This is a genomic window from Candidatus Arsenophonus phytopathogenicus, from assembly GCF_056113345.1.
Window position 1 is genome coordinate 1,565,131 of record NZ_JBUIOB010000017.1, and the last position, 21,856, is coordinate 1,586,986.

General features: G+C 40.2%; 32 protein-coding genes and 4 pseudogenes. 6 read left to right on the plus strand and 30 right to left on the minus strand.

Features of this window, described 5'->3' with window-relative positions; translation table 11 throughout:
* Window positions 1-22: 22 nt before the first annotated feature.
* Complete coding sequence (locus tag AC01GB_RS11860; RefSeq protein ID WP_474451966.1) at window positions 23-250, minus strand: hypothetical protein; 228 nt, start codon at window positions 248-250, stop codon at window positions 23-25.
* Window positions 251-774: 524 nt separating this feature from the next.
* Complete coding sequence (locus tag AC01GB_RS11865; RefSeq protein WP_474451967.1) at window positions 775-1,482, minus strand: phage antirepressor KilAC domain-containing protein; 708 nt, start codon at window positions 1,480-1,482, stop codon at window positions 775-777.
* A gap of 125 nt (window positions 1,483-1,607) precedes the next feature.
* On the opposite strand from AC01GB_RS11865, the gene AC01GB_RS11870 reads away from it, so the two are divergent.
* Window positions 1,608-1,961, plus strand: coding sequence for a CCDC90 family protein (locus tag AC01GB_RS11870; protein ID WP_474451968.1), 354 nt, complete (start codon window positions 1,608-1,610; stop codon window positions 1,959-1,961).
* A 90-nt stretch (window positions 1,962-2,051) separates the two neighbouring features.
* Here AC01GB_RS11870 and AC01GB_RS11875 read toward each other — a convergent pair whose 3' ends face one another.
* From AC01GB_RS11875 to AC01GB_RS11900, 6 genes are all read right to left on the minus strand, one after another.
* Window positions 2,052-2,375 carry a single-stranded DNA-binding protein gene (locus AC01GB_RS11875; RefSeq protein ID WP_474451969.1) on the minus strand — a complete coding sequence of 108 codons (324 nt, stop codon included), beginning with the start codon at window positions 2,373-2,375 and terminating at the stop codon, window positions 2,052-2,054.
* The gene (locus AC01GB_RS11880) at window positions 2,372-2,965 is read right to left on the minus strand and encodes an ERF family protein (RefSeq protein ID WP_474452395.1); all 594 of its coding nucleotides are present in this window, start codon (window positions 2,963-2,965) and stop codon (window positions 2,372-2,374) included. Before AC01GB_RS11880 ends, AC01GB_RS11875 begins: the two co-directional genes overlap by 4 nt.
* Window positions 2,966-2,975: 10 nt before the next feature.
* The gene (locus tag AC01GB_RS11885) at window positions 2,976-3,593 is read right to left on the minus strand and encodes a YqaJ viral recombinase family protein (RefSeq protein WP_474451970.1); all 618 of its coding nucleotides are present in this window, start codon (window positions 3,591-3,593) and stop codon (window positions 2,976-2,978) included.
* Window positions 3,593-3,880 (minus strand): hypothetical protein, encoded by a 288-nt coding sequence (locus AC01GB_RS11890; protein WP_474451971.1) that lies wholly within the window; start codon window positions 3,878-3,880, stop codon window positions 3,593-3,595. Before AC01GB_RS11890 ends, AC01GB_RS11885 begins: the two co-directional genes overlap by 1 nt.
* A gap of 471 nt (window positions 3,881-4,351) precedes the next feature.
* On the minus strand, window positions 4,352-4,483 hold the full coding sequence (locus AC01GB_RS11895) for a hypothetical protein (protein WP_474452422.1): 132 nt from the start codon (window positions 4,481-4,483) through the stop codon (window positions 4,352-4,354).
* Window positions 4,459-4,731 carry a Cox family DNA-binding protein gene (locus AC01GB_RS11900; RefSeq protein ID WP_474451972.1) on the minus strand — a complete coding sequence of 91 codons (273 nt, stop codon included), beginning with the start codon at window positions 4,729-4,731 and terminating at the stop codon, window positions 4,459-4,461. The genes AC01GB_RS11895 and AC01GB_RS11900 overlap by 25 nt, the downstream gene beginning before the upstream one ends.
* 228 nt (window positions 4,732-4,959) lie before the next feature.
* On the opposite strand from AC01GB_RS11900, the gene AC01GB_RS11905 reads away from it, so the two are divergent.
* On the plus strand, window positions 4,960-5,295 hold the full coding sequence (locus tag AC01GB_RS11905) for a helix-turn-helix domain-containing protein (RefSeq protein WP_474451973.1): 336 nt from the start codon (window positions 4,960-4,962) through the stop codon (window positions 5,293-5,295).
* 219 nt (window positions 5,296-5,514) lie between these two features.
* On the opposite strand, the pseudogene AC01GB_RS11910 reads toward AC01GB_RS11905, so the two are convergent.
* The 7 genes and pseudogenes from AC01GB_RS11910 to AC01GB_RS11940 form a co-directional block, all read right to left on the minus strand.
* Window positions 5,515-6,442 (minus strand): annotated as a pseudogene (locus tag AC01GB_RS11910) (Rpn family recombination-promoting nuclease/putative transposase).
* A 422-nt stretch (window positions 6,443-6,864) separates the two neighbouring features.
* Window positions 6,865-6,999 carry a hypothetical protein gene (locus AC01GB_RS11915; RefSeq protein ID WP_474451974.1) on the minus strand — a complete coding sequence of 45 codons (135 nt, stop codon included), beginning with the start codon at window positions 6,997-6,999 and terminating at the stop codon, window positions 6,865-6,867.
* Window positions 7,000-7,677: 678 nt separating this feature from the next.
* On the minus strand, window positions 7,678-8,298 hold the full coding sequence (locus tag AC01GB_RS11920) for a tail fiber assembly protein (RefSeq protein WP_474451975.1): 621 nt from the start codon (window positions 8,296-8,298) through the stop codon (window positions 7,678-7,680).
* The gene (locus tag AC01GB_RS11925; protein WP_474451976.1) at window positions 8,298-8,474 is read right to left on the minus strand and encodes a hypothetical protein; all 177 of its coding nucleotides are present in this window, start codon (window positions 8,472-8,474) and stop codon (window positions 8,298-8,300) included. Before AC01GB_RS11925 ends, AC01GB_RS11920 begins: the two co-directional genes overlap by 1 nt.
* Window positions 8,449-8,725, minus strand: a pseudogene (locus tag AC01GB_RS11930) (phage tail protein); the annotation flags it as partial. The gene AC01GB_RS11925 and the pseudogene AC01GB_RS11930, both read right to left, overlap by 26 nt.
* Window positions 8,726-9,064: 339 nt before the next feature.
* The gene (locus AC01GB_RS11935) at window positions 9,065-9,217 is read right to left on the minus strand and encodes a hypothetical protein (protein ID WP_474451977.1); all 153 of its coding nucleotides are present in this window, start codon (window positions 9,215-9,217) and stop codon (window positions 9,065-9,067) included.
* Window positions 9,218-9,313: 96 nt separating this feature from the next.
* On the minus strand, window positions 9,314-9,892 hold the full coding sequence (locus AC01GB_RS11940) for an RNA polymerase subunit sigma-70 (protein ID WP_474451978.1): 579 nt from the start codon (window positions 9,890-9,892) through the stop codon (window positions 9,314-9,316).
* Between the two features lie 378 nt (window positions 9,893-10,270).
* On the opposite strand from AC01GB_RS11940, the gene AC01GB_RS11945 reads away from it, so the two are divergent.
* Window positions 10,271-11,770, plus strand: coding sequence for a pentapeptide repeat-containing protein (locus AC01GB_RS11945; protein WP_474451979.1), 1,500 nt, complete (start codon window positions 10,271-10,273; stop codon window positions 11,768-11,770).
* Between the two features lie 256 nt (window positions 11,771-12,026).
* On the opposite strand, the pseudogene AC01GB_RS11950 reads toward AC01GB_RS11945, so the two are convergent.
* The 10 genes and pseudogenes from AC01GB_RS11950 to AC01GB_RS11995 form a co-directional block, all read right to left on the minus strand.
* Window positions 12,027-12,594 (minus strand): annotated as a pseudogene (locus tag AC01GB_RS11950) (hypothetical protein).
* Between the two features lie 147 nt (window positions 12,595-12,741).
* Window positions 12,742-12,888 carry a hypothetical protein gene (locus tag AC01GB_RS11955; protein ID WP_474451980.1) on the minus strand — a complete coding sequence of 49 codons (147 nt, stop codon included), beginning with the start codon at window positions 12,886-12,888 and terminating at the stop codon, window positions 12,742-12,744.
* A gap of 144 nt (window positions 12,889-13,032) precedes the next feature.
* Window positions 13,033-13,515 (minus strand): lysozyme, encoded by a 483-nt coding sequence (locus AC01GB_RS11960; protein WP_474451981.1) that lies wholly within the window; start codon window positions 13,513-13,515, stop codon window positions 13,033-13,035.
* Complete coding sequence (locus AC01GB_RS11965; RefSeq protein ID WP_474451982.1) at window positions 13,475-13,693, minus strand: phage holin family protein; 219 nt, start codon at window positions 13,691-13,693, stop codon at window positions 13,475-13,477. The genes AC01GB_RS11960 and AC01GB_RS11965 overlap by 41 nt, the downstream gene beginning before the upstream one ends.
* 106 nt (window positions 13,694-13,799) lie before the next feature.
* The gene (locus tag AC01GB_RS11970; protein ID WP_474451983.1) at window positions 13,800-14,000 is read right to left on the minus strand and encodes a hypothetical protein; all 201 of its coding nucleotides are present in this window, start codon (window positions 13,998-14,000) and stop codon (window positions 13,800-13,802) included.
* 160 nt (window positions 14,001-14,160) lie between these two features.
* Complete coding sequence (locus tag AC01GB_RS11975; protein WP_474451984.1) at window positions 14,161-14,337, minus strand: hypothetical protein; 177 nt, start codon at window positions 14,335-14,337, stop codon at window positions 14,161-14,163.
* A gap of 92 nt (window positions 14,338-14,429) precedes the next feature.
* On the minus strand, window positions 14,430-14,606 hold the full coding sequence (locus AC01GB_RS11980; RefSeq protein ID WP_474451985.1) for a hypothetical protein: 177 nt from the start codon (window positions 14,604-14,606) through the stop codon (window positions 14,430-14,432).
* 13 nt (window positions 14,607-14,619) lie between these two features.
* Window positions 14,620-14,829, minus strand: a complete 210-nt coding sequence (locus AC01GB_RS11985; RefSeq protein ID WP_474451986.1) for a hypothetical protein — start codon at window positions 14,827-14,829, stop codon at window positions 14,620-14,622.
* On the minus strand, window positions 14,826-15,089 hold the full coding sequence (locus AC01GB_RS11990) for a hypothetical protein (RefSeq protein ID WP_474451987.1): 264 nt from the start codon (window positions 15,087-15,089) through the stop codon (window positions 14,826-14,828). The genes AC01GB_RS11985 and AC01GB_RS11990 overlap by 4 nt, the downstream gene beginning before the upstream one ends.
* Window positions 15,090-15,184: 95 nt before the next feature.
* Window positions 15,185-15,394 carry a hypothetical protein gene (locus tag AC01GB_RS11995; protein ID WP_474451988.1) on the minus strand — a complete coding sequence of 70 codons (210 nt, stop codon included), beginning with the start codon at window positions 15,392-15,394 and terminating at the stop codon, window positions 15,185-15,187.
* A gap of 310 nt (window positions 15,395-15,704) precedes the next feature.
* Here AC01GB_RS11995 and AC01GB_RS12000 point away from each other — a divergent pair, with 310 nt between their 5' ends.
* The gene (locus AC01GB_RS12000; RefSeq protein WP_474451989.1) at window positions 15,705-15,875 is read left to right on the plus strand and encodes a hypothetical protein; all 171 of its coding nucleotides are present in this window, start codon (window positions 15,705-15,707) and stop codon (window positions 15,873-15,875) included.
* Window positions 15,876-16,422: 547 nt separating this feature from the next.
* Here the strand turns inward: AC01GB_RS12000 and AC01GB_RS12005 are convergent.
* The gene (locus AC01GB_RS12005; protein WP_474451990.1) at window positions 16,423-16,800 is read right to left on the minus strand and encodes a RusA family crossover junction endodeoxyribonuclease; all 378 of its coding nucleotides are present in this window, start codon (window positions 16,798-16,800) and stop codon (window positions 16,423-16,425) included.
* A 227-nt stretch (window positions 16,801-17,027) separates the two neighbouring features.
* On the opposite strand from AC01GB_RS12005, the gene AC01GB_RS12010 reads away from it, so the two are divergent.
* The gene (locus tag AC01GB_RS12010) at window positions 17,028-17,432 is read left to right on the plus strand and encodes a hypothetical protein (RefSeq protein WP_474452396.1); all 405 of its coding nucleotides are present in this window, start codon (window positions 17,028-17,030) and stop codon (window positions 17,430-17,432) included.
* Window positions 17,320-18,276, plus strand: a pseudogene (locus AC01GB_RS12015) (phage portal protein). Before AC01GB_RS12010 ends, AC01GB_RS12015 begins: the two are co-directional and overlap by 113 nt.
* Window positions 18,277-18,314: 38 nt before the next feature.
* Here AC01GB_RS12015 and AC01GB_RS12020 read toward each other — a convergent pair.
* The 4 genes from AC01GB_RS12020 to AC01GB_RS12035 form a co-directional block, all read right to left on the minus strand.
* A complete protein-coding gene (locus AC01GB_RS12020) occupies window positions 18,315-19,229 on the minus strand; it encodes an Rpn family recombination-promoting nuclease/putative transposase (RefSeq protein ID WP_474451991.1) in 915 nt (304 codons plus the stop codon).
* 812 nt (window positions 19,230-20,041) lie between these two features.
* Entirely contained in the window at window positions 20,042-20,290 is a 249-nt protein-coding gene (locus AC01GB_RS12025; protein WP_474451090.1) for a hypothetical protein, read from the minus strand.
* Window positions 20,291-20,343: 53 nt separating this feature from the next.
* A complete protein-coding gene (locus AC01GB_RS12030) occupies window positions 20,344-20,793 on the minus strand; it encodes an NfeD family protein (RefSeq protein WP_474451092.1) in 450 nt (149 codons plus the stop codon).
* 2 nt (window positions 20,794-20,795) lie between these two features.
* The gene (locus AC01GB_RS12035) at window positions 20,796-21,710 is read right to left on the minus strand and encodes an SPFH domain-containing protein (RefSeq protein WP_474451992.1); all 915 of its coding nucleotides are present in this window, start codon (window positions 21,708-21,710) and stop codon (window positions 20,796-20,798) included.
* Window positions 21,711-21,856 lie beyond the last annotated feature (146 nt).

The window sequence follows — 21,856 nt, forward strand, 5'->3', positions numbered from 1 at the left end:
AGATAGTTAGATAAGTTGTCGTTCAACTGTACTTATCAATTTCTTGCAAAATACAATCCATATCCGCGCAGAGATAGTCGAGTATTTCAGGAAGCCAGGGATTCGGTTTGCTGTAACATTCACCCGTATTAAAGTACTGGTAAATGTTAGCGGCAACTTCTCTTGCTCTAATTAATCTGCTATGACTTTCGTGGCTAATTTCCAGCTTTATTTTTTCCTGCTGAGCGCCGGAGGTATCAATAATTTTCATATTAATTTCCCTCCATGCTTGCATGCACAGGTTTACGGCCAGCCCAGATAAGACGGCTGTCTTTGAACATGGAGTTGAAGGTGCGAAAGTCTCGGTGTGTAAACGAGACCTTACCGTAGGGAACATCAGAATCTAAAGGAATAATCCAATAAGTATCTGTAAATTTAGGGTGAGTTTGGTTTGGGATAGTAACCATAGCGGTTGCCTCTTGATTAGGTTTTTCAAACCTCGCATCCCGATGCTAAACGGGGGTGGCGAGACGTAACAGGGTTAGCATACCGGCAATCAAGAAACCCGGCGAGCCTTTCGGCTCCCCCGCTACGTCTCACCATTATAGGGGCGCAACGCTGGTTATGACGGACGTAAAAAAACCGCTTATAGCGGCGTATGTCCGCTTGATTACTTGGGATGCTAAACCCGGCACCCGTTTTGTTAAGGTCCTCGGTACAATATAGCTCATGTTGCGTCCTTGCGTCAATGCTTATATGGGTTTATGCGGCAAATCGGTTCATCATGACGTTTAATTAGGCTGCTATTTCCAGACTTAACAGTTTCGCCAATTTAGCAATCCCTTTAGGCGTGATACGAACCTGTGTTTTTGTTTCATTAATGCCATTAGTGTGCGTAATCGTTGTTACTTTGTGCTCAATCAATCCCTGTTGAATTTTGTCCTGATAACCAATCCATGGACTGCCTAATCGTCTGTAAATCCATTTATTTTCACTCAGGAAATCAAATAGGTCTTTAGGGCGTAGTTGTAATTGTTTAGCGGCATCAGTCACGCACATAGCACCATAGGATCTGGCGATTCGCTCTAAGGCGGCTACATCCGGTTTCATTTCTTCTATTTTATGAGTGAGTTCTTTGTTGTATTTCTTTTCTTGTAATAAGTTTTCCAATACAGCAATTTCATCATTGGGATTAAATCCGAGTAATTTCTCTTGCTCTAGCTGTTGCCATCTATCGACTAATCTTGCTGTAAATTCAGGGCAGAGTTGAGCAACCACAATGATACTGTCTCGTTTCCCTTGTTCTCCCTGAAATACATAAACTTCAGTGAAACGATTTGGGCTATTTGATTGTTTATTCTCAACTTTCCTCATTGGGGGAAGTTGAATAGTGCCACGGTTTGCAAGGCGTTCTATTGATTGTTTAACTTTGTCATGGCGACTTCCAACGAGTTCAGCAATTTCTAACGAAATCATTTGAAGTTTACTAATGATTAAATTCATGTTAGATACCATTTAGTTCATATTGATTTATTCATCTACTAGATGTTGTCAAAATGCTTGGATGACTAGCAAAATTTTGCAAATTGGCACTAAACGGTTACACTTGACCAAAAGGAGATACAGCTATGGGCCAAATTGCATTTGATACACAAGAATTTGTCGAAACCTTAGAAAACGCTGGTTTACCGAAAGATCAGGCTAAGGCGATATCCCTTGTTGTCCGTAAATCACATGAAGTAGCAGACCTTGCTACCAAGCGCGATCTTGAAGACGTACGTAAAGATTTATCCGCAGAAATTGCTAATGTCCGTAAAGACATGGAGCATCGTTTTGAGAAAGTTGAAGCTCAGATTGCCGATGTTCGCAAGGATATGGAAAATCGCTTTGACAAACTGGGTTTACAATTAACAGTCAGATTTGGTGGTATGTTAATTCTCGCAATCGGTGCGCTGACAGCCATTTTAAAACTTGTTCACTAAATTAACCATTAAAAAGGGATGTCAGTGTCATAAAATGGGCCTGACGTTACATTTCCAGATTGACTTGCTAGCGGTTGATTTTGTTGGGTTTTACTTTCTTTCTTGCTTGCTGGAAAAATCAATCTCGTTAACCAGAACAACAGCGGTTGTTTTTTCCGTGCTATCTTTACCAGTCCAACTTTCGAGCAAAAATTGTCCGATAACGGTAACTTTAGTTCCTCGTGTCAGATAAATGGGCAACTTTTCAGCTTTGGTACCAAACGTCCGACACTGCACCCAAGAGATTTTCTCATGCTCGCCGTATCCTTGCTTGACAGGTAAAGAGAATGTGGCAATCAACTTGCCGCTTGTGGTGCTGCGTGTCGTACAGTCACCGCCAAGATTGCCGGAAAATATCACGGTGTTTATGCTCATTTTTTCGGTTCCAGTTCTGATTTACGCAGGTCATAAACTTGTTTTGCTTTCTTCTGATGTTCACCAGACAAATTCTTAAAGGCATATCTGAACGACGTTTTCAAATCTTCATAAGAATTAGCCTGCATCGCTCCATCAGTGAATTTTTTCAAAATTTTATCTGATCTTGTGTTAATGGGTATGCTCTGTTTTTGTTGTGAATATTCGTTCGTATCCGCATCTTTAGCGTCATCAATAGCAAACAGGCCGTTTAACGCATCTTTTCTGGCGTATGAAATGGTTGCGCCCGTTAACTGTGACTCATCAAATCCTTTCTTCTGTTCCGGTTCACGAGCAGAAGACGTTGCCGAAAACGTAAATTGTCCATCTGTTAATGTTGCCGTTGACTTGACATAATGGCGATTGCCAATATAGGTAATTTCATCATCTATTTTGATGTCCAATTGACACTTTAAGAGTAGCGGTTTAACGGCTTCAAGAATGCCTTCACAGGTTCTGTACTTATACTTTGCAAAGCTGTTCCATTCGCTTTTTGGCACATTCAAATCACGCTGTATTTCTCTGATTTTTGCATGAAATGCTTTCTCCAAATCAATCACGTTATTTGATAATGACATCGATTGTATCCTCTATTAAATTGAGAAAATCCTGTCGTCTCAGACGAAGTTGATTTATCTCGTCTTGACAGTCTTTTCTCGCTAGACGATAAATAATGAGCTGTTTGTCTTCTGGAAAGTCACTGCAATAGCTGACAAAATCGACCCAATCACGTCCTGTACAATCAAGGTGGCCTATAAGCTGCCATTTGTAGGCTGGGTCAAAAGATTCACGTTGCAAAGTGGCATAATGCACGGGTGCGGTAACGGACTTAATTTCAATAATGCCGTCATTTCCAACTAATCCGTCTGGGCTATCGCCATAATCACCGAGGTCGAAGAATCCACCATGGGTGACATCAACATTCCTCTCAATCTCATAGAGCATTCTAGCCATTGGCTCTTGTTCATGACCGCGCTGCATGTGCTCATTAGTGAAGCTGAATTCTGACTTTTTGCCCTTGATAATCTCGAGTGCAATTTGAAGTGCATATCGCTTTGCCGGTTCACCAAAAGCTTTCCCCTGGTTGGCCATAAAACAATGAAATTGAGATGCAGTAACCTTTCCTGTTCTTAGTTCATTCCACGCTGCGGTATTCTGCTCTACGTCATGCCAATTCATTAAGCGGGCACCTCGTAGTAAGCATCACGGCATCGCATCAGATACATGATTTGTTCGACTTTCTGGGTAACATCGTACAAGACTTCATCGAATCCGTCGGTAGTTTCCAGCGCGAGTAACCATGCGTCGTATTCATCGCCTTTATCTGTATCGGAGAGTTTTTGAGCAAGATAAGCGTTGGTTAAACTTTCATATAAATACTGTCCGCCCGGTTGACAGAATTCCGCTTCTTCAATCGTTAATTTTTTCAGTGCCCGGAGAATTTCATTTTCAGTTTGAATGTCCATACTGTTTCCTTCTTCGGCGATAGCGGTTCTTGACCGTATAGAGGTAAGTTTTTACTAGACAGCGGTTGTTAATACTGTCTGTAGGATATCTGTTTACTTGATTTTTAAATGACGCAAGAAGGTTTACGACATCGTGTTCTTGTGTGTGATGTTCGGCGGGTTCAGGCCATATATTATTAATAATTTCTTCGGTTGAGCGTTTTTTTAGTAAACTTAATCTTATTGTTCGTATTCGAGACTGGTCACGATAGCGCATTTGACGCCTCTCACGACAACGTTGGCGAGCATTCATTGATGAATATCTCCTCCATAAGAAGATTTATGCTAAGCACGAAACGTACTTACTACAAATCCACCTATTGGTTATTTGGGGTTTGTGTACACCTGTATCGGCATACTCCGGCTGGAAAGTCCCTACGAAAGTAGGCTCAACTCCGCTTCGCATAAACCACCTACGAAGCTATCAGCAAATTACAGGCGCAACTTCCCTGCCATCCGTTTCACAGACTTTTTTTGCTGATACCAAATTGTTAAGGAACTTTCACAGCCGGAAACTTGCTGTAGAGGGAAATTTTTAATTACAGTCCAAACCACTTCTTCCATGCGTCCCGCTCTTCGGCAGGGCGGTTAAAGTAGGCTTCTCTTACTCCCCTATTGAATTCTGGAATGTATATCAATCGTTCTCTCACTCGAGAATTCGGTTTATTTGGGTCTTGCAATCGAATGACCGGCAACTTGTTGTTATCGATCATCTCCTGGACAGCACTAGGGCTTTTGCCGATTAACTCTGCAAATTTTGTAACGTGCATGACATCTATCGGATATCTGATCTCGTAGTCGTCGTTAATCATTCATTACCTCGCTTTCATCTGTTTCAAACGCTTAGTACCGCTTAAAACCCCTTATAACCGCTTTAAACCCAAAATCTGTTATGCTTAACACTGGGTGCATTTGCTGCAATTTGCAGAAGCTTGATCGAATTTGGCAGCATTTGCTGACGGATAAAACGCAGAGCTAAATCATCAAATCGATTATTTAGTTCATTTTAATGAACTAACGATAGTTCATAGGAATGACCTATGTCAAGTGTATTAAGTGAAAAATTAAAAAACATTAGAAAGGCAGAAAATTTAAGTCAAATGGAATTTTGTAATCTCACTGGTATTTCAATCAGCACAGTAAAAAAATATGAAATTGGAATAATAGAGCCTGGTGGGGTTACTTTGATGAAAATTACTAGCCATTCAAGATTTAAAAAATATGCCTTGTGGCTTATGACTGGTGATGTTGCTCCAGAATCCGGCCAAATCGAGCCGGCTCTCACACATAGTGGTTTAGATCAATCAGAAGTTACAAGTCGAGCAAGAACGATAGCCAAAATAAAATCATCCCAATTCGACCAGAAGATTGGATGATGCTGTACGAGTTCTATTTAGAATGGAAGAAAAAGCACTAAGCGTCGGTATGTAATTAGATAAAATGTAACGTTATCTTGATAGTTGGTTAGCTAATTATGGCATTTCACTCGAAATGTGAAGGGCTATTGAAAGGATAAAATAGCTGGTCAATACAAATAGTTTATTGTATTTTAAAAGGTTTTTACATCTAAGCTAGAGGCAAGCTAGATTCTTGCCTCATAGTTTATCTAGTTCATCATCAGTTAGGCCGGTAGATATTTTAATGACAGAACGATTTACGCCGTTAGCAAGAAGTTGTTTTGCTAGTTGTCGGGTAGCTTCTTGTCGCCCTTTTTCTAGGCCCTCGTTAACCCCATCCTGTCGGCCTAGCTGGTAGCCTTCTTGCTTGCCTTTAGCCTCAAGTTGTTCTGCAATAGTCATAAAATCCTCCCGATAAGTCGGTGCTTTTTCCGCATGGGTACGTATGAATCCCTTGCCGTCAATCGTATTTCTTGCTCTAGCAATATAATATAATAAACTCTTGCATTGTTCTTTGGAATACTGCCATTTTTCTATTAGATTAGCTAATTCTGCGGTAAGTTCCAACATATCGCGCGTTCGGATGTGTTTTTGTACCAATTGCAGGAGTGCGACTCGTCGGTGCGTCAGGATCTCCTCATCCGGCATCGTGGTAATATCAACCAGCGGGAATGCTTGCCTATAGACTGATTCTGCCAGTTCAGGGTCAGCAAAGCAATCGAACCATTGGGTGCTGTACGGGTAGGGCGACTTGGTGCCGTGATAGAACAACAATGGGATCACTACTGGCAAGGTGTCATTGCCTTGCTCCAAATGTCGCTGCATGGCTGCCACACTGTATCGTAGGAGCCAATGCCATTAGCTTTTCTGGCCTGCTCTGGTGTTCGACTACTGTGTAGATATAGCCTTTCCCCGCTTTCGTCTGCACAGAGTAGAGCATATCTGAACACTGGGTACGCAAGTCATCTTCGATAAAGCTACCAGATTCCATTGCAAGAGTGCTGAAATTACAATGCGCCCGAAGATGAGGTGGCAAATGCACTTCCAGAAAGTCCCGAGCTACAGCGATATCGCTAAGGAACTTTTTGAATAGTGCATCATGTTGGGATAGTGAGGATTTTTTCATCGGTACAGTATATCGTGACCATCAAAATTTAACCATTGAAATAATGTATATAATCACCAAGTAAATTTACGATAAAAAACGTGATTTTATAAATTATTGCAATAGCGTCTTGTATTCTTACTTATTCCTCATAGTGCCAGATTAGTGACGTCACTGGAGTGCCATAATAGTGTCATTAGAGTGTCACAACTTGCCACTTTTGCCATTTTTGAATGCAGATTAGGCCTTTATTTACAATGAGTTAAAAATATACCTACTATCTTCTAAGCCGTAGGTCGTAGGTTCGAGTCCTACAGGGCGCGCCAATAAAATCAAAGGGTTATGTGGCTTCCCCTCCTCAAATCAAAAATAGCAGGTGCTTTAACGGGTGTTGTTATCTCTTTGAGAGTCAACCCATTCTTCATAATCTTTTTCAGGCCAGCCTAAGAAAATACCGCTTCTACTTTTTTGTAGAGCAGGAAAGTCTTTCTTTTTTGCCCAGATTCTCCAAAGTGTAGGGTGTGACTCTTACCGGTTAATTGACACATTTCTTTAAGTCCGATATAACGGGTTGTCATTTTTATAAACCTCTTTTTAAGCTGCTTCACTATTGGTCATAACAGTGAGCAGTCGGTGAATCATAGGAATGGGGTTTGTGGTGATGCGATGAAGGAGAGTTAGTCTGTCGCTACCAATCTATTTAACTTGGCATCTTTGTATCTTTGAATTCAGCAGACCATTATGTTGATCTGCTTAATGTGAAAAAAAGAATGCATTAATAAGGGTTGTTGCTTAAAAATCGCTGTAGCAACGTAGTAAAACCGGTTTTTTTAAAAGCCATAGCTCAATCGAACGTATAGACATTCCTAACGATGTAAAACAGGAATCTCTACTTTGATCTCCAATGTCATGATCAGCTGTATCTTAAAACGGCCATTTTTACTCTTGATGCATTAGTTTTACATTGCTAAGTTTGTTGGCTCCGACATTCACGTTACAGATGGTCCCGGAAATTTTCCTGACCTAGCCCCTATTAGCGGTCGCCATCACCCATCCAGAGCCGGTGATATCACACTTGAAATTATGAGTAACTTGGATCAGTCAATCATGCCGGATCTGGTTGGCTAAAACCCCATTATATGGGATACGAATAAAGTAACGGATCATTTTTGTATTGGTAGGGATAGTAATTCACTAAGGTTAACAACTTCCTCAAACGCTGCTAATATGATGCCCCTTGGATGGGGCTGTTATGTCTATTCCGGTTTTTTCGGCCAGTCAATATCTGGCGCGGTGGTGGTATCAATATCATTCAGTTTCACGCTGTACATTTCCCAGGCCCGTAGCGCGGTTTTTTCACTGTTAGTGGCCATCCCTAAGCGTACTTTACGGTCAAGTATGGTGATATTGGATTCCGCTTCGTCGATTAACTGTAATTTTGTTTGATTTGCGGTGTTGATTTGGTCTGCTTTTATTGCCTGATTATCCGTTACCCATTTTTTGCCATCCCATTTATCGAATTGTGTTGAGGGCACTAATAAAGTGAAGCCGGTTTTTATCTCGCCGAGGTAATCAACGGTATAGGAAGCACGATTATTGGTATCGTGTACCGTCTTGCCGCGGTGGTCTGGCACGTATCTCCACTGTTTACCGTCATCACTGCGGACAACGGCAATGTCGTCATTATTGGGTATCTCTGGCGCATCAATATAGGAATATTGACCGACACTAACGCCTTTATATAATAATTCCATTGTCGCGCCAAAATATTCATACGGCGGTTCATTCCTCGACATATAGGTTTTTATCCAGCCTCTGTTTTTAGCGAAACCGTTTTCATCTATTTCCGCTTTGGGTATTTCTGTACTGTATTTCACTATGCAGCCCTCACTATGTATAAAAATGCGATATTTCGTGGTCGGTTTTCGGTTGCGGTGGGTACGACACGAGAAGCATCAAAAGAAGCGACGGAACCCCAATTATCTTTTTCGACGCCAGCGACTTTTGCGTCGTAATTACTGTCTACGCTAAAGGCGCCGTCCGCGGCGCACATAGCCAATACGTCCGGTGATATTGCGTATAGCGTCCCCTTGATTGCTTAATACTGTTCTACTTGGGTCAACGTGTCCTTCTAAATCCAGACCACGAATAAATTCACCGTGCAAAGCCGGTAATTTTCCAGAAGGGTAGGCTTGAGCTAACTGGGGATAGTCGACTTTAGTGAACGTTTGACCGTTGCCATACCAAATAGCCCTCCGGTGCGGTGGCGTGTGGCCAGGGAATGGGCGCGCCGACGGGATAATTGTTAATCGCGTCCACATCAGCGGTTAATGCCAGTGTGCCATTTCTGTTGTATGGAATAGTAATTATTCTTTTTCCATAGGCAAAATAAGCCCTGTCGGGCGCAGTTTGAAGCGCGCACACAACACCATCTTTTCTTTCTATCATCAGGGCGGAATAATCGTTGCCGCTTTTGATAACGATATTGCCTGTTCTGAGTACTTCCTGTGAATCTTTCTTGGCATAATTGTCGTCACAGGCTTTTTGACTTATCACTTTATCGGTAGCATTACCCGTCGTCTGCAAGACACTTGTTTTGTCGAGTTTCTTATTGATTTCATCAATACTCACGGTTTTTTTAATTCATCGGTCAAGGTTTTTGGTATAATTGACCCGGGCGGGCTTCATGGCAGAGACTTGTGTGACATCCGGATCCGTGACTGCATCCATAATGCCATCCTGATAGGCAAAAGAACGAAATTTACCGGTTTGCGCACTGTTCTCGCGGGAAAGCACCGCATATTTATTTGCCCATTCACTGAGCGATAAGGCTTCTGGTGGTTTAATATCGTGCGTTTTTGAAACATCGCATTGGTAAATAGGTGCTTGGCATTACCCTCCCTGTTCACGGTCATCAAGGCTTAATTCCTCCATCACCTCATAAATAACCTCTCGTAAAGCAGCGACAAATTCAGAATCATTTACCGTACTTGATACCGCTCTCAAACGGGGGCCATGTTCAGGGGCAATCGCAATCAAACGGGTTCGTATCCGTGCGTATTCTTTTCCAACCTGATTTATCATGTCTTGCCAAGGCAGCACTTCACCCGATTTGATACTGTACTCCAGTTTCACCAATTCAGCTAAATAGTGCTTTTTAATGGCACGAGATTCTTCTAAACTGCGGATTTGTTCATCATTTGATACTAATGAAGCATATAACGATTCTGCCTGCTGCTGAAAATCATCAGTATCACTGACCGCTGCTTGATGAGCTTCTGGTTTTTTCTTTGCATTTTGGGTACGGAGATCATGACTGTCGCGATACTGTTTTAGATTTTTATCACTGCTTTGAACATCAATCTCACCATTGACCATCACGATATATTTTCCGCTTTTAATCCATCGCGAGATAGTTTTACGGTTAACATCCGTATGTTGGGCGTACTCAGAAATATTCATTGTCGACATGGGACATGTCCCACATTAAATGGGACACAAATTCAAAAACGTTTAGCTAGTGAAATACTGCGGTGCGCAATGCCCACGGTTTACGAAATTGACAGGAAGGACCCAAAATAAACATTTTAATAAACAATAGGTTATTCTTAAACGGATTTAATTAAAAATGTTAAAATGTGATCTTTTTCATGGTTATGCGCAAAAATGTGATACAGACTGATTAACATTGAAATCTCTATAGTAATCCATAAAAATTAAGGCGATGACCTGATTATTATTTAACACAGATAAGTTACATATAAGTTATTAAGTTAAGTATTTTGGTATAAACCAAAATAAGCAAATCAAGTTTATTTTAAATTTTACACTTTTGGGAAAATAGAAAATATGGCATACGTAAATTTGAATGCAGAACGTTGTTCAAGTTTTGCTCATCATATAATGAATGTTAACAATGTAGAAGATAAAAACTTAATAACATCACCGAAAGGACTGCTTGAATATATAATAAATTTTTTTACCGCAGGGGGAATCGAAAGGGAATTATCTAAGCAATACGATAATTTTATTCAAGCAGTAACTCACTCTATTGAAGAAAATAGCGCTGATCCAGACTCTTATCGCTTGCCTGAAAAAATGAAATTTAATTTTAAAGGTTGTCTAGTAACAATTAGCCCCTGTGATTCTTCTCCTTATAGGGTAACTATTAGCGTTGAAGGACAAAAAGGAGAGCGTTTTACTTCAGAAATAAGTGAGAAAGAGTTTAAAAATGTCGCTACCTTATTGTTATTACAAAAACGGCTTAATTTAAACGTTAACATGAACGAAGGTAAAATAGATTTATCCGGCATAAATCTATCAGGCAAAAATCTATTGGGAATTAACTTAGAAGGAGCAAATTTATCATTCTCAGATCTAAGCGAGGCCGACTTAAGCGGAGCGAATCTGGAAAACGCAAATATGGCGAATTCGATACTCAATAAAGCCAGGCTAATCCAAACCAACCTAAACGGAGCAAATCTAGAACAGGCTCAATTAAAGAATGCAAATTTAAATTCAGCCTTGTTAAATAAAGTAACAATGCTTGGTACTAATTTGATGGGCTCAACGCTTATTGATGCAGATTTAAGGGAAGCAGATATAAGAATATCTATCTTGGCTGACACAAATTTACAGCATACAAAATTAAATAACGCAACTATTGATGCATCAGATTTAACACTTGCAGAGATGGCTGAAGCAGATTTAACAAATGCAAGTCTGTTTTCGACAAAAATGAAAGGAGCAAATCTGAGCAGAGCAAACCTAAACCAAGCACAACTAAGGTATGCGAACTTAGAAAAAGCAAACCTAACTCAAGCTATCTTAATAGAAACGGATCTTCATAAGGCAAATCTATCTGGAGCACATCTTCAGCAGGCAAATTTAGCAAAAGCTGATCTTCACGCAGCAGATTTAAGTTATACCAATTTAGCACAAACTATATTAGTCGAATCTAATTTAAGCAACGCAAATCTAAAAGGCACAGTCTTAGAAGAAGCTAATTTGACCAAAACAAACTTAGCGAATGCGAATTTAAGTAAAAGTAATTTAATGAAAGCGGTGTTAAGAGAGGCTAATTTAAGCAATGCAAATCTAGAAGGCGCCATTTTGAAAAAAGGCAATCTTACAGAAGCTAATCTAAATGGTGCAAACTTAACTGAAAGCAATTTAAAAAAAGCTTCGTTGAAAGATGCTAACTTAACAGAAGCTAATCTTGATAGAGCGAAATTAAAGCAGACAAATTTAGAAAACACAGATTTGGCCGCAGTAAACCTTGACTCTAAAACCACAATAAATATGTTAGCAAAAAAAGCGATATCAAACCTGGTTAAAATTTATGGTTAGAAAATTTAATATATTCTATATAGTTAATGCAATATATTGATAGTCTTTTTTGCTCATAAGCGTGAAGTTTATACTAGCTCAAACTTTATCTGACAGTTGCTGTATAAATAAACAGCAACTGTCAGGCTGAATTTGATTTAAATATTTTCATTAATTTTAACTTAATCTGACAATGCTATATTCTCTGTTTTTCCGCCCTAGCTACTATAAATTATTGCTATTGAGTTCAATCAATTTGTATATCAGACGGAGCACATCATTTTGCCGTACGTATCGCTTCATCAAACGCACGACTGATTTCTTGTGGTAATAGCGCCTGAGCCATTTTCTGTGCTCTATCCTGATAACCGAGTACAGGTTTAACAGGTAAGGCATCACCAAAACGAATTAACAGTTTAGGCATGGGTTGTTTTTGTTGTGCTTTAAGTGTTCCGTTTGATGAATGTTTTAGTCGTTTTTTATTTTTCTTGCCTTTTTTCGCTTTCTTGCGTTGCCATACGCCATTGACTCCGTTTATATCACCAATAAAGACATTATCTTTACTTTTTAATTGACTTAATTTATTACGGGGTAAGTTACTGTATTTATTGAGCTTGACGTTTTTAGGGTTGAGTAGTGCTGCACTGTTAAGTTTATGAACACCACCGACTTCAAAGGGTTCAAGATAACTGGCTGCGATGTCACGAACGAAAACCCTTGCACGCATCATCTTTAAGTGCGCCTTTGAAACCGACCGATTTAAGGGTAAATGGCGTTGGATTTTCTAACTGTCTCTGCAATGCAACCTTTTGCGCCTGTTCTATTTTTCTCACCACGCTTGTCATGGCCTGAGCCGTAGCAAAAGGGATCTGTCTACGTAGACTACGTAACTGCCTGTCATAATGCCCGTTATTGCTGGCGGTAAGCAGTCAGCGAGTAGGTGAGGGGGTATCGGAATGTTAGACGCCTGAACGTATTCGGTTCGTGTGCTGCTACAACTGGACAACAGCCCCATCAGGGATAATACGATTGGCGCAATCCCGATTGGCGACATGCGTTTTAATTGCTGCTTGTGTTGCTTCAGAATCAACGGCTTTACGCTGACGGGTTTCACTATTAATTAATTCGTGCAATATCATTGATTACCCTCATTGACTGAAAAGCGTTCGTCGTGATGGCCACCTGTTTATTGAGGTCAACGGTGAGTTTTTTATTTAATGCCCTGACTTCGTTTAATGATGTCAATAACCAGGACGACCAGACGATTAACCCTGCAATAATCATTACGACAAATGAGTAAGGTCGCCATAACATATTACGCTCTCTATTTCCCGACGCTTCATTAGCCCTTTCCAGACTTCGCCTTTCACATAAACCCATCGCTTCATCTCATCACATGCTCCAGTTCGGTCATTAGCGTTGAGCTTTTTGAGTAGAGTGGATTTAGCGAAATTACCTACACCGACGTTGTAGGCAAATGAGTAAAGGGCGGCCTGTGTGAGGGTGTTGATATTAACTTTAATTAACGGGTCAACGTAACGTTTAACCGCTTTTAAATCGTCATTAAGCCACTGGTCACATTCGGCTTTGCTATACGTTTTGTTGTGCTCAATATCGTTGCCTGTATGCCCATAGCAAAAAGAAAGAATGCCGCCACCATCGAAATAGGGCTTAAGTCTCAATCCTTCAAAATACGTTATCATCGTTGAGGCTAAAAACAGCGCACTACCGCCCGTCGCCATCCATATTTTTTTCGGTATTTTCATAATGACGCTCTTTTAACTCGAGTTCCTTCCATTTGTAGTACCAGTTCACTAAGCAGGTCGCAACCGTACAGGTTATCCCTATCAGTGCAACCCATTGGTCAATGCTAAAACCCATCAAAGTCGTTAGGATACCGGACAAATAAGCATTGAGGGTTGAGTGTTTTTCAAACATATGCATATACCCTCCTTGTTGAGGGTTCCATTGCCTTTAGTGAAACAGGGAGCCAACCGTCTTATTCGTTTTAATGATTTAATGTGTGAATATTACGGCGGTGTAAGATGATTTAATACGAAGATCTGTAAGTTAATTGCGGTTTGCTTTCGTTAAAACTGGCTTTACCTTGATTTATTTCATTAATTGTTTTTTCTAGCGCTATCAGAGCTGATTCAACCGTGTAACTGTCAACCTCAATAGAAAATGTTTTTAATTTAGTCCTATCTATTTCTGGAAATAAATTGTGTGTAAGACCGCCTTTCTGTTGCATTCTCTTCTCCAATGTCAGTACTGTCAGTACTAAAGTAAATCTGATCCACATTTATCTTTATGGTTTTTATGCCGTAGGCATGGAAGGCAAAATAATTCTTCACCGTGCAACACATAAGTTGATTAGGTGGAATAAATCGGGTGGGCTAATTTCTTTTTAACTACTTTTTCAAAAAATCGAGGAATATACCAAAATAAATTAAGATAACAGGAACTATCATCACACCAATAACCAGTAGTTCTTGTCCACCTAAACGAAGATCGCTTAATTCGCCATGCCTGAATTTAATTTTTGGGTCGATTACCGTAGCGGCATGTGCAAGATGTCCAACTAGCATCTAAAAAGCAAATGCGGCACTGATAAACAATAATGTGGTGATTAATAGTTTGATGATGTTAAGTTTCATAGTTGGACCTTTGTAAAATGAGCTTATTTCTGTACGTAAATCGCTTTCGCGTTGATATCCTTGAAAGTCTTAAATTCACGCTCGAACTGTTTAGCAGCGAATTGACACATATTTTCAGTATCAAATTCCTGTGTATGAAGGCTGGCTACGTTACTGGATGAGTAAGGACTGGCATACATAGCCAGGATTAATATCCACATGGGGGACGCCTCGTTATCTTTTGATTTGAGGCTGATACTTTCCAGCCCAGACTTTGGCAGCATGTAAACAATCTGCAAAAATCTTGCCCTTTGTACTCGCTGAATTCCGGCGATAATGTTCCACTGCGATACTTGCACTGATTCTGGTTCCAGATTGCTCGTAACCCTGCTTCATCAATTCAGACACCAAATTTTTCTCAATGAATTGGACATAGTTCTTCATGCTGCTTTAGGATCCTTATCGGCATCTGGAAAGTCACCCAAATCAGGGATGGCTATTTGCGTCAATTGCAGAGCTAATCTGGTCGCTCCCTTGATCGTTTTGATATCGCGTTTGCGTTGGGCAAGTAGCCCGGTGCCTTTTTGCCCACGATGCTTGAATGACTTTTTGTCAAATGCCGATATTGCATCATGAAGCTTTTGACCTGCGAGCTGAGTGAGATAACCAACTTCAATCCCCGATTCTTTTTCAGCCAGATCCAACAATCAGATACGAAGGTCTTTAGCTACCTTGGTACGCGATACCATGCTAATAAGGTTAGCGCCTCGTGGTGAAAATACTCTTACCTGATGATGTTTTAAATTATTGTTTTATTATATTTAATAACTTTTGTCAAGGTTGACATACAGGCAGTGAACTCATCTTTATGACGGTTATAGAGATTGGTAATCTTCCTATTGTCGGCATAGCTCAGCAGTTCCGCCAATTTCTCACTGGTAAACCAGATTTTTCCGTCACCGTTATTAAACGGCACCACGGAGTGATTTTTAAACGTTAATGCTTTCATTGGTGTTTACCTTCAAAAAAGAGACCTCAGCTCACACGAACAGCCAGCCCCTGAGCACACCAATTACTGGCATTCTCCAAGGTCGCTTTTGTGAATAGTCTCAGGATTGTATTGATATGCGCGCGTGAAGCGCTGCTGAAAAAAAAACCAGACGATACCGAGTCTTTTTGAGTTGGATTAAAAGGTTACAGATACTTTACATAAAGTTTGCACTCTACTTCCCTATCGTAGTAGGCACTACGGCCTGTTGTCGTCGTTCTGTTTCATCTGTATAAATGAGCCGGTTACTTCAACAACAGGAGCATTAATAATGACTAAAGAATCACAAAATTCAACCGTCAAACCTGATGGGAAAACGGTGTTAAAAACAGAAACAGACGGGATTGTGGTGTTATCGTCAGATAAATCGGCATTTCTTAACATGGATAAGATCCTTTCAATTGGTGTTGGGAATATATTCGCCCTTTACCTATCACGATAGGTGAAGCAGTTCATAATTAATCCTCTTCATCCCAATACAGACCCTTCATTGCATAATGAGGGCGGTAGGGGTATATATACTTTAATTGCACATCATCAATTATAATCCCGTTTTCTTAAAATGTGACTTCTCGATTTTTCAGTTTCAATAAGGAGTTTTCAAGTAAAGTTATTGCAGTGGTGCTATCTTCATTCTCAACATACAGTGAAAATCCTTTAACTTTTGACTCCACAGATAGAGGATTTAAATTTAGTTTATGCTGGTGATGATTGAGATGCTGCATATGACCTCTAAGTCGGAAATGATTTTGATTTATTCCAATGCTCTTTAAAATTGGGAAAGTAGTTAGCTGAATAATTCAAGTTCGTTGAAGGTAATATAAATTAATTTTTGATACTAATTTGGATTGATGCGGAAATGATGAAAACAACAAATAACAACCAGCCCCAACCCTGCTTGCTGTGATAAATTAAAAAAGCGGTAGACAAAAAACCACTTATGGGTATTGCAGCCAATGTAGCAATCATAATAATGTCACGAAATTCTTTCATAATGCGTACTCGCAATATTCGTTAATAACGACAATACACTTACCGCCTTTCACGCCGCCGTTGTTATCAATTTTCTCAATGGTCATCACGCGAATTTGGCTATCATCGTGCCAAACGTTCGCCCCCGTTAACGAATCAAGCACGCCTTTAGAATAATTATCCACGTCATGTTTTATTTTGTTTGGGAGATAAAGCTTCATTAATACGGATACCTCACCATTAAATTTTTTATGACCGGATTTTTCACGAAGTTCATCAACAATTTTTATCGTTTTTGCTTTGAATGCTTTGGCCTTATAACTTAAGCAGGTGTGTTTTGAATTATGTTGCCAATAGGTATTAACACTTGGAGGGAAAGGGAGTTCGATTATCATGTTTTCATCCAGGCCTTATTTGTTCCTGTAAAACTAATGTAATGAGTTTTGGTGGTGTGTGCTGGTGGTATCCGGTTTATATTGACAGCCATATTGGTAGTACTCTGGTGTTGGTTTTAACTTGGTGACTGTATTTTGGTTTTTTATACACCCCAAAACCGACTTTTTGGGTGTTTTATGGTTCGTTTTTTTCAGCGTAAAGATATGCCATTAATGGCGGTTGTAACCTGTTTGACCGTGAAGGGTTAAAAAAGCGCTATAGTCCCGATGAATATCAAAACCTGTTAATGTGTGAATTTGTTGACGATATAGACTCGCTGTTTTTGTTTTCACTGATGCAGGTCTGTCAGGTGGAGAGCTGGGAGGTATGGGCGGATGTCAGTCCGTTGATGTCACGGCCTTATGGGTCACAAAGCGTCTGGATAGGCTACGACCCCGCCAAAGGCTCCCAGCACGGTGACAGAGCAGGCTGTGTCGTCATTGCGCCACCCCCTCACACCCGGTGGAAAATTTCGCATTCTGGAATACTTTCAATGGCGTGGGCTGGACTTTCGCGCACAGGCCGCCGCTATCCAACAACTCACCACCCGTTATCAGGTCGACTACATCGGGCTGGATGCGACTATCGATAATTACTACGAGCCACCGATGAGTTTTGAAGGCTTGTCACGCATTTTTCGGGCTGCTGCCCATCATAGCAGTGCCATTTATGTCAAACGCAATATTTTAAGCAGTACTTTTGTGCTACATAAATGGTTAAGTCGTCAGGATTTTGACCGTTTTGCGCTGGATTTTCTGATTTTTGGCAATGCGTATCTGGAACGGCGAAAAAATGGCTTAAATAAAACAATTTCGCTTAACTCCATCCCGGCCAAACTCACAAGGCGCGGTGAGGATTTAGCCACTTATTACCTTTTGCACGCGGGTTTTGACAGCGTGCCGTTTACTTTTCAGACGGGGCAGATTTTTCATTTGCTTGAGCCGGATATCAATCAGGAAATCTACGGCTTGCCCGAATATCTGGCCGCCCTGCCATTTTACTCAATGAATCGGCAACACTCTTTCGTCGTAAGTATTATCTGAACGGCTCCCATGCCGGCTATATCCTCTATATCAGTGATGCGGCGCAAAATTTCGTCGATTAACATCAGCGAACAGTTAAAAAGCAGTAAAGGGTTAGGGAATTTTCGCAATCTGTTTTTATATGCCCCGAACGGCAAAAAGGATGGCATACAAACCATTCCGTTATCGGAAGCCGCCGCGAAAGATGAATTTTTAAATATCAAAAATGTCAGTCGCGACGATATGTTAGCCGCTTACCGCGTGCCCCCGCAATTAATGGGCATTATGCCACAGAATGTAGGGGGATTTGGGGATGTACAAAAAGCGGCCAATGTGTTTATCTGCAACGAACTGCATCCGTTGCAACACAAAATGCAGCAGCTTAATGAATGGCTCGGCGAAGAGGTGATTTAGTTTACCCCTTACGCCTTGAATCGGATAAAAAATAAAATCTAATCCTTGCACAGGGCGTTTAACTGCGCCTCAGAAAGTCCCGTTGATTGTTGAATAATTTTTTTATCCGCCCCATTTTTTAGCAGCTGACGGGCGATTTCGTGTTTTTCTTCAAGTGCTTTCTGTAGACCTTGGTGTAGACCTTGGTGTAGACCTTCTTGCCGTATACCCTGCGCGATATTCATCAATGCCCCCTCGTGTTTTTCTGACTGTTTCGCGATCTTAGTGATAAGTTGCATCGGTTTTTCTGCGTTCCCTTCCTGGATGAGATAGTTAAACAGCGTGATGACTTGATTATCCGTATAATAATTATACGACAACAGCGTGACAATTTCATTAACAAGCGCCGTCATATCTCGTCGACGAATGTGTTTTTGGATAAACTCCAATAGCGCCATTCGCTTATGCTGCATAATCTCACTGTCATCAAGCGTTGTCACATCAACCAGCTTAAACGGTTTGGTATATATCTTTTCCGCAATATCCCGCCCACTAAAACAATCGAGCCAGTCAGTACTGTAGGGATGCGGACTTTTCTCACCACAATAAAACAGAATAGGAAAAACAAGGGGTAATTCTTTGTGTACAGCCTCTAAATGTTTTTGCATCGCCGCCATGCTATAGCGCATCAGTCGCCATGCCATGAGTTTATCGGGTGTCGATTGGTGCTCTATCAAAAGATAGAGATAACCTTGGCCCTCTTGGGTATTGACCGAATAGAGAATATCACTCTGGTAATTTTTCATCTCATTATCAATAAATGAGCTAGATTCCACTTTCAGGCTATCTAAATCACACAGCGACTTAATCTCATCCGGTAACCAGATATCGAAGAAATCTTTAGCCGTCTCTTTCTCACTTAAAAACTGCTTGAATAGCGCATCGTGTGGAGTAGGTGTGAATTTTTTAGTCACTTAAGATCTCCTTTGTTTTTTTGATTGTATCAAAAAAACATGAAAAATCGCAGTGGTAGCCGCGCCGCGCCTGCCCGCTAAACCTGTCGTTTTTTGTGCAGCTGCACAACGCCCCTCAGCGTAGGCCAGTACTGGCCTTTTCGGTGATTTTAGGTGGGCAAAAACTTGTGCAAATTTGTGCATTTTTGTGCATTTTTGTGCAAATCCATGCACTTATTTTTTAATAAGAATAAAAATCACTAAAACAAGAAGAAAAAGCCTTTTTGATACTTAACATTTTAACGAAATATTAACTTATTTTTCGCTAAAAAAAGGGGGTATGCGTCGGAAAACGGTTACAACAGTTACAATGCGCAAAAAAAGCACTTAACACTTTAATTAAAAACCTATTTTTTTGTAACCTTTAAACGGTTACAGGGGGTTACAAAACAGAATAAAAAAGTTACATTGTTATAAATCAATAAGTTAGGTTTCTAGTTTTAAACGTTTTGTAACCGTTACATGTAACCCTGCTGTAACCGTTTTGTAACCGTTTTAAATTTTAAAAATATATAATATTATCAATTAATTATAATAGTTTTTTATTTTTGTAACCATTGTAACCGTTTTCCGACACATACCCAAAAATTTTGAAAACAGATAATAACGATTAAATAATGCACAGTTATGTTAAATAAATATTAACGTTTATCTATGATGAATATCTTGCTATTTTGGCTGTGAGTTAATCGCTCGTGGCGATGTCTGGAAAATATCGCTAAACGATTTTTTAAGTCGCTTAGCGAATTCAAAGAGATATTGGTGATAGGTAACTAAGGAAGCAATTTTTTAAGTTTATTTTCTAAAGATTTTACTTTATTGTATTCTGTTGTCATCAAGTTAAACTTATCTTCAATATTCATTTTGAAAGATAACCCTAGACTTATTATTGATAAGATAAAAATTATCATGATGATAAGTATTAACCCTGATAATAGGTTCTTGCGTTTTATATTCTTTTTTATTTCCTCAATATCTTTTTGAATATCAACTAATGAAATGTCTTTTTTATCTTCGGTCATGAATTTACCTTATCGATAGTTAATTTTATTTATAGTCAAACAGAAAGGGTAAGCTACTTTGAGACGGGTTTAACGTTCAGTGTATTACCATTAATGGAAATGACTTCCACTTCAGTACCTGCACTCAGCTCAATACTACAATAAATACGCCAACTGCCATCTGCAACGCTCACACGACTATAACCATTATGAGTCGGTTCGATTAGCGTTGCTCGTAAGCCTATCATTTGTTGATCCCGTTGATTTAACATCCCTTGCTGGGGTTTACTCATTTTATTTAACCAATACCACCAAACAAATGCAGTAACGACCGTTAAAACTGAGAAAAGCATGCCTTGAAATACCCAACTGAAGGGGATAAGCCACACTAAAACACCAACGATAACCGCTGCAATACCGCTCCATAACAGATAACCGCCTGCACCTAACATTTCAGCGATCAACAGCATGCCACCCAGTGATAGCCAAAACCCGTATGGATTGGCTGCAATCTGTTTAAGCATCGTTATTTCCCTTTGGTACTTTTAGTCTCACTGATAAGTTCGGCAATCCCACCAATAGCACCCATTAAATTGCTCGCTTCCAGTGGCATCATAATCACTTTATTGTTAGTTGCTGAACCAATTTGCTGCAATGCATCCGTATATTTTTGAGCGACAAAATAGTTAATCGCTTGAATATCACCGGTTGCAATCGCATCGGATACCATTTTAGTCGCCTGGGCTTCCGCCTCTGCGGCTCGTTCGCGCGCTTCAGCTTGTAAAAATGCAGATTGGCGCTCCCCTTCAGCTTTTAATATCTGGGATTGTTTTTCACCTTCTGCGCGTAAAATAGCGGCTTGACGTACTCCCTCTGCTTCCAGAATATCGGCACGCTTAGTTCGTTCCGCTTTCATTTGGGCATTCATAGCAGAAATAAGCTCAGCCGGGGGACGAACATCACGGATCTCTATACGAGTGATTTTAACACCCCAAGGATTGGTCGCTTCATCAACAATATGCAGTAATCGACTGTTGATACTATCTCGTTGTGATAACATTTCATCCAATTCCATCGAGCCTAATACGGTACGGAAGTTAGTCATCGTTAAATTGACAATGGCTAATTGCATATTACTCACTTCATAAGCGGCTTTCACTGGGTCGATGACCTGCATAAAACAGACAGCATCAATAGTAACATTAGCATTATCACGAGAAATAACTTCCTGGGAGGGAATATCGAGTACCTGCTCCATCATATTAATTCTTCGGCCAACACGATCCATAAACGGTACAACGATGTTTAAACCTGGCATCAATGTTTTCGTATAGCGCCCAAAACGTTCGACTGTCCACTGATAGCCTTGGGGCACAATTTTAACAGAAGAAACTACAACGATCAGCGCGACAATAATAAGGATTGGGATAACTGTTAACATATTTAGGTCCTGTCAGGAGAGAGATAGGTTTCTATATTACTTGACAGAAAGTTAAATGTAACCATCCTTGATAGCTAACCAATCAAAATAGAACATCAATAGTGATAAAATCGGTAATATCAATTTCTGATTCAGGGATAGCAAAA

What these genes read in the sequence shown, in the direction of transcription:
- AC01GB_RS11860 (WP_474451966.1), bottom strand. Translation starts at nt 250, where the DNA reads ATGAAAATTATTGATACCTCCGGCGCTCAGCAGGAAAAAATAAAGCTG.
- AC01GB_RS11865 (WP_474451967.1), bottom strand. Translation starts at nt 1,482, where the DNA reads ATGAATTTAATCATTAGTAAACTTCAAATGATTTCGTTAGAAATTGCT.
- AC01GB_RS11870 (WP_474451968.1), top strand. Translation starts at nt 1,608, where the DNA reads ATGGGCCAAATTGCATTTGATACACAAGAATTTGTCGAAACCTTAGAA.
- AC01GB_RS11875 (WP_474451969.1), bottom strand. Translation starts at nt 2,375, where the DNA reads ATGAGCATAAACACCGTGATATTTTCCGGCAATCTTGGCGGTGACTGT.
- AC01GB_RS11885 (WP_474451970.1), bottom strand. Translation starts at nt 3,593, where the DNA reads ATGAATTGGCATGACGTAGAGCAGAATACCGCAGCGTGGAATGAACTA.
- AC01GB_RS11890 (WP_474451971.1), bottom strand. Translation starts at nt 3,880, where the DNA reads ATGGACATTCAAACTGAAAATGAAATTCTCCGGGCACTGAAAAAATTA.
- AC01GB_RS11895 (WP_474452422.1), bottom strand. Translation starts at nt 4,483, where the DNA reads ATGGAAGAAGTGGTTTGGACTGTAATTAAAAATTTCCCTCTACAGCAA.
- AC01GB_RS11900 (WP_474451972.1), bottom strand. Translation starts at nt 4,731, where the DNA reads ATGATTAACGACGACTACGAGATCAGATATCCGATAGATGTCATGCAC.
- AC01GB_RS11905 (WP_474451973.1), top strand. Translation starts at nt 4,960, where the DNA reads ATGTCAAGTGTATTAAGTGAAAAATTAAAAAACATTAGAAAGGCAGAA.
- AC01GB_RS11915 (WP_474451974.1), bottom strand. Translation starts at nt 6,999, where the DNA reads ATGACAACCCGTTATATCGGACTTAAAGAAATGTGTCAATTAACCGGT.
- AC01GB_RS11925 (WP_474451976.1), bottom strand. Translation starts at nt 8,474, where the DNA reads ATGTGCGCCGCGGACGGCGCCTTTAGCGTAGACAGTAATTACGACGCA.
- AC01GB_RS11940 (WP_474451978.1), bottom strand. Translation starts at nt 9,892, where the DNA reads ATGTCGACAATGAATATTTCTGAGTACGCCCAACATACGGATGTTAAC.
- AC01GB_RS11945 (WP_474451979.1), top strand. Translation starts at nt 10,271, where the DNA reads ATGGCATACGTAAATTTGAATGCAGAACGTTGTTCAAGTTTTGCTCAT.
- AC01GB_RS11955 (WP_474451980.1), bottom strand. Translation starts at nt 12,888, where the DNA reads ATGATATTGCACGAATTAATTAATAGTGAAACCCGTCAGCGTAAAGCC.
- AC01GB_RS11960 (WP_474451981.1), bottom strand. Translation starts at nt 13,515, where the DNA reads ATGAAAATACCGAAAAAAATATGGATGGCGACGGGCGGTAGTGCGCTG.
- AC01GB_RS11965 (WP_474451982.1), bottom strand. Translation starts at nt 13,693, where the DNA reads ATGCATATGTTTGAAAAACACTCAACCCTCAATGCTTATTTGTCCGGT.
- AC01GB_RS11970 (WP_474451983.1), bottom strand. Translation starts at nt 14,000, where the DNA reads ATGCAACAGAAAGGCGGTCTTACACACAATTTATTTCCAGAAATAGAT.
- AC01GB_RS11975 (WP_474451984.1), bottom strand. Translation starts at nt 14,337, where the DNA reads ATGCTAGTTGGACATCTTGCACATGCCGCTACGGTAATCGACCCAAAA.
- AC01GB_RS11980 (WP_474451985.1), bottom strand. Translation starts at nt 14,606, where the DNA reads ATGTGGATATTAATCCTGGCTATGTATGCCAGTCCTTACTCATCCAGT.
- AC01GB_RS11985 (WP_474451986.1), bottom strand. Translation starts at nt 14,829, where the DNA reads ATGAAGAACTATGTCCAATTCATTGAGAAAAATTTGGTGTCTGAATTG.
- AC01GB_RS11995 (WP_474451988.1), bottom strand. Translation starts at nt 15,394, where the DNA reads ATGAAAGCATTAACGTTTAAAAATCACTCCGTGGTGCCGTTTAATAAC.
- AC01GB_RS12000 (WP_474451989.1), top strand. Translation starts at nt 15,705, where the DNA reads ATGACTAAAGAATCACAAAATTCAACCGTCAAACCTGATGGGAAAACG.
- AC01GB_RS12005 (WP_474451990.1), bottom strand. Translation starts at nt 16,800, where the DNA reads ATGATAATCGAACTCCCTTTCCCTCCAAGTGTTAATACCTATTGGCAA.
- AC01GB_RS12025 (WP_474451090.1), bottom strand. Translation starts at nt 20,290, where the DNA reads ATGACCGAAGATAAAAAAGACATTTCATTAGTTGATATTCAAAAAGAT.
- AC01GB_RS12030 (WP_474451092.1), bottom strand. Translation starts at nt 20,793, where the DNA reads ATGCTTAAACAGATTGCAGCCAATCCATACGGGTTTTGGCTATCACTG.
- AC01GB_RS12035 (WP_474451992.1), bottom strand. Translation starts at nt 21,710, where the DNA reads ATGTTAACAGTTATCCCAATCCTTATTATTGTCGCGCTGATCGTTGTA.